At 44.3% G+C, this 8,657-nt stretch carries 15 protein-coding genes and 1 pseudogene; 8 read left to right on the top strand and 8 right to left on the bottom strand.

From position 1 onward, the window contains the following. A pseudogene (locus tag ACP5L5_RS11260) lies at window positions 1-353 on the top strand (hypothetical protein); the annotation flags it as partial. A gap of 102 nt (window positions 354-455) precedes the next feature. Next, entirely contained in the window at window positions 456-1,181 is a 726-nt protein-coding gene (locus ACP5L5_RS11255; RefSeq protein ID WP_428763865.1) for an ornithine cyclodeaminase family protein, read from the top strand. A gap of 54 nt (window positions 1,182-1,235) precedes the next feature. Here the strand turns inward: ACP5L5_RS11255 and ACP5L5_RS11250 are convergent, their stop codons facing one another. Beyond that, window positions 1,236-1,628, bottom strand: coding sequence for a hypothetical protein (locus ACP5L5_RS11250; RefSeq protein ID WP_428763863.1), 393 nt, complete (start codon window positions 1,626-1,628; stop codon window positions 1,236-1,238). A gap of 229 nt (window positions 1,629-1,857) precedes the next feature. Between ACP5L5_RS11250 and ACP5L5_RS11245 the strand changes: the two genes are divergently transcribed. Continuing rightward, window positions 1,858-2,121, top strand: a complete 264-nt coding sequence (locus ACP5L5_RS11245; RefSeq protein ID WP_428763861.1) for a hypothetical protein — start codon at window positions 1,858-1,860, stop codon at window positions 2,119-2,121. Window positions 2,122-2,162: 41 nt separating this feature from the next. Here the strand turns inward: ACP5L5_RS11245 and ACP5L5_RS11240 are convergent, their stop codons facing one another. After that, on the bottom strand, window positions 2,163-2,333 hold the full coding sequence (locus tag ACP5L5_RS11240; RefSeq protein WP_428763859.1) for a hypothetical protein: 171 nt from the start codon (window positions 2,331-2,333) through the stop codon (window positions 2,163-2,165). A gap of 41 nt (window positions 2,334-2,374) precedes the next feature. After that, window positions 2,375-2,524: an aspartyl protease family protein gene (locus tag ACP5L5_RS11235; RefSeq protein WP_428763858.1), complete on the bottom strand. Its 150-nt coding sequence runs from the start codon at window positions 2,522-2,524 to the stop codon at window positions 2,375-2,377. A gap of 116 nt (window positions 2,525-2,640) precedes the next feature. On the opposite strand from ACP5L5_RS11235, the gene ACP5L5_RS11230 reads away from it, so the two are divergent. Further along, a complete protein-coding gene (locus ACP5L5_RS11230; protein WP_428763856.1) occupies window positions 2,641-3,093 on the top strand; it encodes a hypothetical protein in 453 nt (150 codons plus the stop codon). Here the strand turns inward: ACP5L5_RS11230 and ACP5L5_RS11225 are convergent. The 3 genes from ACP5L5_RS11225 to ACP5L5_RS11215 all read right to left on the bottom strand — a co-directional run bounded on the left by ACP5L5_RS11225 (window position 3,055) and on the right by ACP5L5_RS11215 (window position 4,457). Next, window positions 3,055-3,627 carry a nucleotidyltransferase family protein gene (locus tag ACP5L5_RS11225; RefSeq protein WP_428763854.1) on the bottom strand — a complete coding sequence of 191 codons (573 nt, stop codon included), beginning with the start codon at window positions 3,625-3,627 and terminating at the stop codon, window positions 3,055-3,057. The two genes, ACP5L5_RS11230 and ACP5L5_RS11225, sit on opposite strands and share 39 nt — an antisense overlap. 4 nt (window positions 3,628-3,631) lie before the next feature. After that, window positions 3,632-4,093, bottom strand: coding sequence for a hypothetical protein (locus tag ACP5L5_RS11220; protein WP_428763852.1), 462 nt, complete (start codon window positions 4,091-4,093; stop codon window positions 3,632-3,634). A gap of 61 nt (window positions 4,094-4,154) precedes the next feature. Continuing rightward, window positions 4,155-4,457, bottom strand: coding sequence for a hypothetical protein (locus tag ACP5L5_RS11215; RefSeq protein ID WP_428763851.1), 303 nt, complete (start codon window positions 4,455-4,457; stop codon window positions 4,155-4,157). Window positions 4,458-4,601: 144 nt separating this feature from the next. Between ACP5L5_RS11215 and ACP5L5_RS11210 the strand changes: the two genes are divergently transcribed. Then, a complete protein-coding gene (locus ACP5L5_RS11210; RefSeq protein ID WP_428763849.1) occupies window positions 4,602-5,216 on the top strand; it encodes a DedA family protein in 615 nt (204 codons plus the stop codon). A 13-nt stretch (window positions 5,217-5,229) separates the two neighbouring features. Here the strand turns inward: ACP5L5_RS11210 and ACP5L5_RS11205 are convergent, their stop codons facing one another. After that, window positions 5,230-5,601 carry a DNA-binding protein gene (locus ACP5L5_RS11205; RefSeq protein WP_428763847.1) on the bottom strand — a complete coding sequence of 124 codons (372 nt, stop codon included), beginning with the start codon at window positions 5,599-5,601 and terminating at the stop codon, window positions 5,230-5,232. Between the two features lie 91 nt (window positions 5,602-5,692). Between ACP5L5_RS11205 and ACP5L5_RS11200 the strand changes: the two genes are divergently transcribed. From ACP5L5_RS11200 to ACP5L5_RS11190, 3 genes are all read left to right on the top strand, one after another. Next, window positions 5,693-6,442: a hypothetical protein gene (locus ACP5L5_RS11200; protein ID WP_428763845.1), complete on the top strand. Its 750-nt coding sequence runs from the start codon at window positions 5,693-5,695 to the stop codon at window positions 6,440-6,442. 139 nt (window positions 6,443-6,581) lie between these two features. Then, window positions 6,582-7,697: an AAA family ATPase gene (locus ACP5L5_RS11195; protein ID WP_428763843.1), complete on the top strand. Its 1,116-nt coding sequence runs from the start codon at window positions 6,582-6,584 to the stop codon at window positions 7,695-7,697. Window positions 7,698-7,927: 230 nt separating this feature from the next. Next, window positions 7,928-8,281, top strand: coding sequence for an aspartyl protease family protein (locus ACP5L5_RS11190; protein WP_428763841.1), 354 nt, complete (start codon window positions 7,928-7,930; stop codon window positions 8,279-8,281). A gap of 35 nt (window positions 8,282-8,316) precedes the next feature. Here ACP5L5_RS11190 and ACP5L5_RS11185 read toward each other — a convergent pair. Further along, on the bottom strand, window positions 8,317-8,657 hold a 341-nt coding region (locus ACP5L5_RS11185), incomplete at its 5' end, for a PIN domain-containing protein (RefSeq protein WP_428763839.1).

Raw genomic sequence — 8,657 nt, 5'->3', positions numbered from 1 at the left:
GGGGTATTTCTTCGATTGAGGTTGCAAATATAAAAATGAGCGTTATCGTGCAAAATGGTTCTGTTGAACTTAGGGTACGACGCAAGGACTATGGGGATGCCGTGAGAATTTTGGAGACACTTAGGAATGCAGGCTATGAGAGGGTTGAGTTGAGCAAGCGAAGTAATATGTATGTGGTCTACATAAGCATGGACGTAATAAAGAAGTACCCTGAGCTTACCGCCAAGGTCTGCGAAGTATTGAGGAGAATGCACGAAGAAGCAAAGAACAAGGGCAAGGAAAAGAGAGCACGGTCAATAGCCAAGGCAATAAAGAAATTGAGAAATGAAGATGGGTTAAGCGTCTCACTATAAGACCCCACCCAAGGGCCCACGGGCCAATTCAAACCTCCTTTCCCCAATAAAAATAAACCTGGGCTTAAGACGTACCTAAGCACTAGGCATGGTACTAGGTTCGTGGTTGTTCTGTTCAGTCTCGATAGTGGTGAGTTATTAGCCATTATTGAGGCTGATAGGCTTGGTCAGTTGAGGACTGGGGCTGCCTCGGCAGTGGCTACTAAGTACATGGCTAGGGGGGATTCGTCAGTCCTTGGTATTGTGGGTTCTGGGGTCCAGGCGAGGGCTCAGTTTGAGGCCCTGAGTAGGGTCTTGAACCTCAAGTTGGTTAAGGTCTTCAGTAGGTCTCGTGGGCATGCCGAGGAATTTGCCAGGTACATTGAATCTAGGGGTTTTGACGCAGTTGTTGCTGGTGATTATGAGGAGGTTTGTAGGGGCATCGATGTTTTGGTCACTGCGACTAATTCGAAGGATCCGTTCATACGTGGTTCATACATAGCGCCTGGAATGCACATTAATGCCATTGGTAGTAACTGGGCCAATAGGGCTGAGTTGGCGCCTGACGCTGTGTTGAGGGCTGATGTGATTGCGGTTGATGATGTGGCTCAGGCTAGGGAGGAGGCTGGTGACTTGATAATGGCTGGTGATGTTGTTTGGTCTAGGGTTGTTCCGCTGGCTGACGTTGTGGTTGGTAGGGTTAGGGGTAGGCCCAGCAATGGCTCTGTAACGGTGTTTAAGTCCCTGGGCATTGCCGTGGAGGACCTTGTTCTCGCTAAGTTGATTTATGATAGGGCTGTTAGGGAGGGGAGGGGTGTTGAGGTTGAGTTTAGGGGCGTGTTTAGATGAGTTAATGGGCAAATTGTCTCTAAGCCTACGTATGTGCTAATTAAATGCGGTATTTTATATCGCAATAACTTCAATTTCGTCTTCACATAATGATGGGTGGATGGTTATTGTACGTATCAATGCGTAGGCTATGGATATGGCTATGTTGGTTAGTGTGTTTATGAGTACTGTGGTTGGTTTTGGAGCCCATGCGCGTTGGTTTATGATTATTGAGGGCCACGCCAAGAATTGTTGATGGATTAGGGCTAGAATAAGTGGTGCGGTATAGTTGATTAGAAGGCTTATGCCAATTACCATTCCTATAATTTCAGGAAAATCTACGCGAACTTCTATAATCCCAGGCTTGTCGTTGTGCCGTAAACAAGATGTTCCACTCCATATAATGATCTCCGTAAGGATTATAGACGCCGTAATACCTGCCAACCTCACTACCATGGCAGGATCCATACTAAGTCAGCCTTACCTAGAATTATTTAAGATGTCGATTTTTAAAATAACCACGTATTGCTAATGAAGAATTCAACCCCTCGTGCCAAGTCCTTTACGTAGCGCCCTAGGGATTTATCGTCCTTAGATGGAACATTACTTAATGGGTGCACTAGGCTCACGATAGTATTGACACGCCTATTGGGGAGCGAGGTTATGAGGGCTTCGGTGTGGGGCATATGGTAGTAATATGAGGGCTGAGGCTAACGTCATTATCGATGCAACAATGAAGGTGGCAGGCACGCTCAAGGAGGCTATGGGCAGTACTATGAATGCACCCGTGAGCCGACCAACCTCGTTTAGGGTGGTTGATGTGGAGAATATGCCGGCCAGCACGTCGCTTCTCCGCCTCAGTTGTATGAAGGTTGTGAGGGCTACGCCGAACATGGCCATGAAGAACCAGCGGGTTAGGGCTAGGGCCAGGCCAGGGCGGCGTTGTGATTATGTGTTTTGATCATGATTTATCCAGGATGGGTAAGTAATGGAATGCTTAGATTAAAGCAAATAGCCACCCTCTGGGCCTACTTCCTCGAGCTCGCCCGTCCTTGGATTGACCTTAAATCCATGCGATTCAAGGGCATGCACGCCGAGGAGTGGTATTGGCGTTTTCGGGGCAGCAATCATTACGGGGGTCTCTCCTGCCCTTAACCTCGGCCTCCTCAACATATACCTTGTCTTTTTTCTCTCGAGCCGTTGGCCATCACTAATTACACGGTGTAGGGCGTTTCGATAAGGCCTAGTTCCCTTATTGTGTCTGGGTCTAGGACTATGTATGTTGAGCCTGTGTCGATAAGCATTTTGATCTGCTTTGAACCTTTACTCCCCTTTATCACTACGTCGGCGTACACGTGACCCACATAATTTAGTTATGAGCCTTAAATATAAAAAATACAAATTAATTTTTATTGTGTTGGCTTTCTTTGGCTTTTTCAATCCCCTATGCTTTTTAACCCAGTTCCTTATAATTACTACTATGCGTAATAGGGTACTCATTAAGGTAGGGCTTATCCTGGAATTCCTAGCTGAGCTTCTGTACTTCATTGCCATTGTATATCCAAGGTACTTTAGTTTTATCCTTATTCTGTTAATTACGTCGATATATGTCGTATCGTCTATGATGATGTACCTGGGCTTTAATGGACCTGGTTACTCACTAAGTATTGGTTCTATTGGTGCGGTTTTGCTAATGCTCGGTTCATCAATATTACTAATAATGCACCTTACGTCAACATCTTACGTGGTTACAATGATTGGTATGGGTATTGCCTTCCTTGGTGATGTCTCAATATCCCTATTTTTCTGGCGAGCTTCCCAGGGAGATGTTTTCATTAAGGTTGGTGCGGTACTTAACGTGGTTCCTGTGGTTACCTTTATCGGGAGTTTATTGTTAGCGATTGGTATTGATAGTGTTAAGGACATTAGTTAGGTCATTGACTGTGTCTATGTCGATCAGGACCTCGGGACCGCACTCTACGGTACAAACATCAGTCCTATGCCTCAGTATTTCCCGTGCACCCACGTCACCGCTTAGTCTCATTAAGTCTGGAAATAGGGATTTACGTATCAATACTGGGTTTCCTCTAACACCGTTATGTGTGGGTATTACTGCCGTGCACCCCTCATGGTATGCATTGAGTATTTTGTTTATGGTTTCCCTAGTTATCAGCGGCATGTCCGCTAGCACTATGAGCACCGCATCATAGTCCTGAAAGAACCTTATGCCCAGCTTTATTGACGTGCTCATGCCCTCCTTATACCATGGATTATAAATAACAATCTCATTGCGTAGGTATGGCAATAGGTCATTGACATAGGCGCCAACAATCACGACCCTATCCAGACCCTCCACAGCCCTGAGGACCCTCGTTATTGCTGGCTCACCATTAATACTCACCAGTAGTTTATTCCCACCAAACCTCCTGCCCTCCCCAGCGGCTAATATTACTGCTCCAACCCTCATTGCCTTAATCAGGCATGTCCAGTGGGCACATATTGATTTTATAATTATCGTTGCTCATTAATTCGCGCAGTATGTCCGTGTTGATTGTATCCATGGTCGCTACGTAGTGGTTGGGTTGTTGGCTTATTGATTCATCATTGACGTTGTTGTTCAGGCTGTTGCCTATTAGTATCCAATGCATTACTATGTTTATAGTTGTTAGTAATATTAATGCCGTGAGTATCACCACGAGTTTTTTGCCTACTACGTAATCATGCGCATTCCTCCTGCTGTTCATTGACGTTTCTTGTTCCTTCTTTATCATCAGCCTTTCAATATTTATTCTATCCATTGGTCCTACATAGTGCCATACCCTACCATGCCTAATATAGACGTAAAGCCCTGAGCCGCTGCTCCTAATTACTACTGTGCCTTCTACACCACATTTGGGGCAAATCCCTTTACCAACTACGTAAGTCTTACTCATAAAACTTTACAAGGAAAGAAGGAAAAGAGATATTTTTAAGAGTTTATAATTGAATCATTCATTAGTCCTCTATTGATAATTCGTACTCAACCTCATCCTCGTACTGATAGGGAATAACGTTTGTGGCATTGTATTTGGTTATGTTCTCCTGAGGTCCGCATTGGAATTCTCCCTGGAACTCGCCATACTGCGTACAGTTACCTACCAATTGAGTGCTAGTTGTGTTTGTTGCATTTATATTCGTACTATGTATTATATTTACCTGGGTATTACTACTTTGATTTACCTGCTGTGCCAGGGCTATGAGTACTGATATGACCGCCGTCATCATCGCTATTACTAAGGCGTACTTTACTAGGTTCATGTTGGTCACTGGTATGGGCTACCTTGTCACAAATAGCGTTTCTCCGTGAAAATTTGCGATGACTTCCGTGAAACTTTGTACGTCTGTATTGCAGATTCTGTGTTCCGCAAAACCCTTATTAGGTGCTGTGTTTCTCGATTACGTATGTTGAGTTACGTATTTACGGGTCTGCATGGATACGTCCTCATATTCATCCTTATGGTTCTCGAGGGTATGTCCTTGCCTATACCCAGTGAGGTTGTTATGCCTCTCGTGGGTTATTACGCATCCCTAGGCCTTATTGACCCTGTCCTCGGTGTTTTGGCTGGCACCTTGGGTAGCCTTGTTGGTTCTTTGATTGATTACTACATGGCCTATTACCTTGGTTTACCATTCCTAATTAAATATGGTAGGTTATTCGGTATTGACAAAAATAGGCTTAACGCCCTCAATAGGTGGTTCAGTAGGTATGGTGTCTTTGCCGTATTTGGCTTTAGGTTCTTACCTGGTTTTAGGGCGCTTATATCATTTCCTGCGGGCTTGGCCGGCATGAGGATTGTGAGTTTTATTGTCGTTACGTTCTTGGGGCATTTAGTTTGGGATTCAATCCTTGCATATATTGGTTTCTCATTCGCAGCTGAATGGTCGCTGATCATAGGTTTGATCGATAGGTATTTGTACGTTATCACGGGTATAGCTGTGGTCATAATATTGGTATACATAGTATTGAGACTTTATGTAAAACCAAGGTGCGGTGATTCCATTAAGTTGTGCGATTAGGTATTAATGTTCATCATTTGTCTGAAGCTCCGATGTTTTCCTCCCTGCCATGCCTCACAATCCTTATCCTAGTCCTTAATGGCACATGAAGTCCAACCCTCTCGAGTATTTGGTAAAGTTCGGAATCCTGGAGCTCACCTAACCTATCGCTTAGATACAGCTCCACTAATTGTCTGAACACCTGGACGGCAGTATCTCCATAGAGCTGTAATGCATTATCTATTATCTCTCCAGCCCTCTCGCCCTTGGTGATTTGTCTAATTAATTGAATGACCTCCTCATTAGTAAGCTCACGCTTGGCGCTTGCGCTTTGCTGGGCTTTGCTCATTATCTCCATCATTATCTTCATCATTATCCTCCTTCTCTCAGTATCGTCAATGCTCATTGTAGATCAATAATTACTTACCAGCTTAAAAAGCTTGGTCTCTTGCTCACCATCGATAGTTTTTTTAACTTATTCTAAACTATCGCCTATTGTGGAATTATTAATTAGCGTTAAGCCGATTAAGGACTTACCCAAGCTGAATGTCCAGGCTGAACTCGACATTAGGGGTTTCCCAAGCGTTAATAAGTTCCTGCCGACCCTGGCCGTGGAGCTTGAGGACCTTGGACTTAGGATTGGTCAAGTTAAGGTTGGTTACCTGAGAAGAAGAGGTGATGCAGAGAGGCTTGTTGCGCTTCTTGATTACTTAAATGTGAACTCCATGGTGGCTAGACCTGGTATTAATGACGTTAATACCTTAGCCGAGTTACTTGATGAGGCATCCATGTATGGCATTAATATCGTTTGGGAATTTGGTGTTGGGGACTTCCTGAGGAGCCCAGGTGAGGTTACTGAGTTTGCCAATAAGGTTTCTCCGCATAGGCTTAGTCTCGCACTTCATGTTGCCAGGGAGAGGGGTTTGAGGGATTTCACCAGGAGGTTTGTTGAGTTGAGTGGTTATGTTAAGGCTATTTACTTCAGCAATAAGAGGGGTGGTTCCTTTGGTTTGCCAATATTCGATGGTTTAATTGATTTCCTTAAGCTAATGAAGGTTCTCCAGGTGCTTAGGTATGAAGAGAACATAATCCTCCACTACCTACCAAGTTATTATGGCAGGTATGGCGTGGACCTCGAGGTCCTTAACTCTTTCATAAACTCCCTGGGCAGTGGCGGTGCAGATAGGAGATTAGTTAAGTCGATAGAGAGGATAGTTGGTGAGGTGCTTGGTCAGGGGCAGGGGTAAATCAGTTCTCGCCATTACGACCTACATAATTGCCTTAACCTGTGTATTGCATTCAATCATTCTTTCTTTGATCATTACTGCTTGATTAAAGGCTTAATAACTAACCCGGGGAGTTAGTAACTAATGGGGGGAGTTAGCCATGCTATTCAGCGTAGAGCCCAAGGCAACCATAAGGGATCTCTATGATAGAGAGATTGAACTCAACGAACTAAGGAACAGCGTGCTTAGGGGTGATAGGCTCATTGCTGTTTATGGTATTAGGAGGATTGGTAAGACGAGTTTAGTTAGGGCCTTCCTAAGCGACCTTTCTCAACCATACGTACTTATTGATGTGAGACAGATATACTTTGTTGAGGGTAATGTTAACGTTAGTAGCCTGGTTAGACACGTTCTTGATGGGTTCCGGAAATTCATGAGAAAGGGCGAGAGGCTTTGGGAAGGGTTTAAGGATGCGTTAAGGGGTATAAGCTGGGTTAGGGTTAGCGCAGGTGGTGTTGAAATTAAGTTGTCTAGGAAGTCTAGGGCCAACTTAATAGAGCTGCTTAATGCGGTTGATGAGTGGTGTGGTCGTAATTCCACGAGGTTTATACTGGTTTTTGATGAGGCTCAGTACATGAGGTTTTCGAATATTAGGTATGATGGTGTATTGGCGTGGGCTTATGATAATTTAAGTAATGTCACGTTTATAGTGACTGGGAGTGAGGTCGGAGTTTTAAGGAATTTCCTGAGGATTGATGATCCAAAGGCGCCGCTTTATGGTAGGCATGTCAGGGAGATTTACGTGGATAGGTTTAGTAGGGAGACGAGCATTAATTTCCTGAGGAGAGGCTTCACTGAGTTGGGCATTGAGGTTAATGATGGTGAGTTGAATGAGGTTTATGAAAAGTTGGATGGTATTGTTGGTTGGTTGACGTTATACGGTTACTTAAGGGGTATTGAGAAGTTGAGCCACAGGGAGGCCTTGGACAAGGTGTTCAATGATGGTGTTAAGCTAGTACTTAGTGAGCTTGATGCTGTTATTAAGCCGTCAAGGGCTAGGTACCTGGCAATACTCAACGCCGTGGCCCGTGGGTTAAATACGTGGAGTGAGATTAGGAGGTATGTTGAGGTTAGGACAGGCGAGATCTCTGACACGGTTTTTAATAAGCTCATAAGGAATCTCGTTAGGTATGGCTATCTGAGCAAGGTAAATAACACTTACGCCATACCTGACCCAGTCGTTGCTAAGGCTGTTACGGAAGTTCATATCGGTTAAAGGGCTTTTACGGTACTGGTGCTTAGGCATATCGTCAGCGGTAGTAATACGTGATCTAAAGTGTTAATTAATATGTATTTAGCAATGTAATAGGGGACCTTAGATAAATTAAGCATACATAATTAGGTATCACGAATTCCTTGACCCGATGTACGGGGAAGCGGCTATGGGGCTACCCAATTACTAAATTTTTTATTTTTAGATTTACCATAAATATAGTGGGTGAGGTGGTGGGTCACGTATTTGTTAGCGTTCGCTTTAGGGGTAGGGACGAGTTCACCATGGAGAAGGTGCCAGTGGATACTAGCGCATCCTTTACGGTCATGCCCCTGGAATTGGCTAGGGAGCACTTCGTAGAGACTCCCTTCGAGGCTGAGGTTAGGCTTGGCGATGGTAGGGTGGTGAGGGCTAAGGTGTTCATTGCTGAGACCGAGATTGAGGGTAGGAGAGGCCCTGTCAGGATACTCGCGTTCAGCGGCGCAATGCCTGTAATAGGTGTTGATACCCTGGAAACCCTTGGGCTCAGGGTAGACCCGGTGACCGGTAGGATTGAGAAGACCGAGTATTACATGTTAATTGTATAATCGTTGCAAGTACTATCAATCATCCATCATTTATACTAGAAGCCACTTAAGAAATCTTCTTCAGGGACTACGTTATTGATTGGTTCACCTTCATGTATTAGGAATTGTATGAGACTTTTGTCCCTGGTTAATAACTTTAGGTTCCTAGTGATGGCTGTGGCATATAAAAGCAGGTCTATTAGATCGTTGAATCCCCTATGTTTAAGCCTAAGGGCTTTAACGTAACCGTCAATTGTTGGTTCAGTAAGTGTAAACTCATCGTTTATGATCTTTAATCCCCTCATCACGATACCCTCATCGTAATCGAGTCTGGAGAGCTTACCCAAGATCTCAATAATATTATACTGTGTGTAATAGAACTCAGCCCTGAACTTCC

Origin of the sequence: Vulcanisaeta sp., from assembly GCF_049966235.1 — an archaeon.
GTDB classification, from domain to species: domain Archaea; phylum Thermoproteota; class Thermoprotei; order Thermoproteales; family Thermocladiaceae; genus Vulcanisaeta; species Vulcanisaeta moutnovskia.
The sequence above is the reverse complement of the archived record's forward strand: the minus strand, read 5'-3'. Positions and strand labels throughout refer to the sequence as shown.

Excerpts from the sequence above, each read along its gene's own strand:
- ACP5L5_RS11250 (WP_428763863.1), bottom strand. The coding sequence starts at position 1,628 with ATGGATCCTGCCATGGTAGTGAGGTTGGCAGGTATTACGGCGTCTATA.
- ACP5L5_RS11245 (WP_428763861.1), top strand. The coding sequence starts at position 1,858 with ATGAGGGCTGAGGCTAACGTCATTATCGATGCAACAATGAAGGTGGCA.
- ACP5L5_RS11240 (WP_428763859.1), bottom strand. The coding sequence starts at position 2,333 with ATGTTGAGGAGGCCGAGGTTAAGGGCAGGAGAGACCCCCGTAATGATT.
- ACP5L5_RS11230 (WP_428763856.1), top strand. The coding sequence starts at position 2,641 with ATGCGTAATAGGGTACTCATTAAGGTAGGGCTTATCCTGGAATTCCTA.
- ACP5L5_RS11225 (WP_428763854.1), bottom strand. The coding sequence starts at position 3,627 with ATGAGGGTTGGAGCAGTAATATTAGCCGCTGGGGAGGGCAGGAGGTTT.
- ACP5L5_RS11220 (WP_428763852.1), bottom strand. The coding sequence starts at position 4,093 with ATGAGTAAGACTTACGTAGTTGGTAAAGGGATTTGCCCCAAATGTGGT.
- ACP5L5_RS11215 (WP_428763851.1), bottom strand. The coding sequence starts at position 4,457 with ATGAACCTAGTAAAGTACGCCTTAGTAATAGCGATGATGACGGCGGTC.
- ACP5L5_RS11210 (WP_428763849.1), top strand. The coding sequence starts at position 4,602 with ATGTTGAGTTACGTATTTACGGGTCTGCATGGATACGTCCTCATATTC.
- ACP5L5_RS11205 (WP_428763847.1), bottom strand. The coding sequence starts at position 5,601 with ATGAGCATTGACGATACTGAGAGAAGGAGGATAATGATGAAGATAATG.
- ACP5L5_RS11195 (WP_428763843.1), top strand. The coding sequence starts at position 6,582 with ATGCTATTCAGCGTAGAGCCCAAGGCAACCATAAGGGATCTCTATGAT.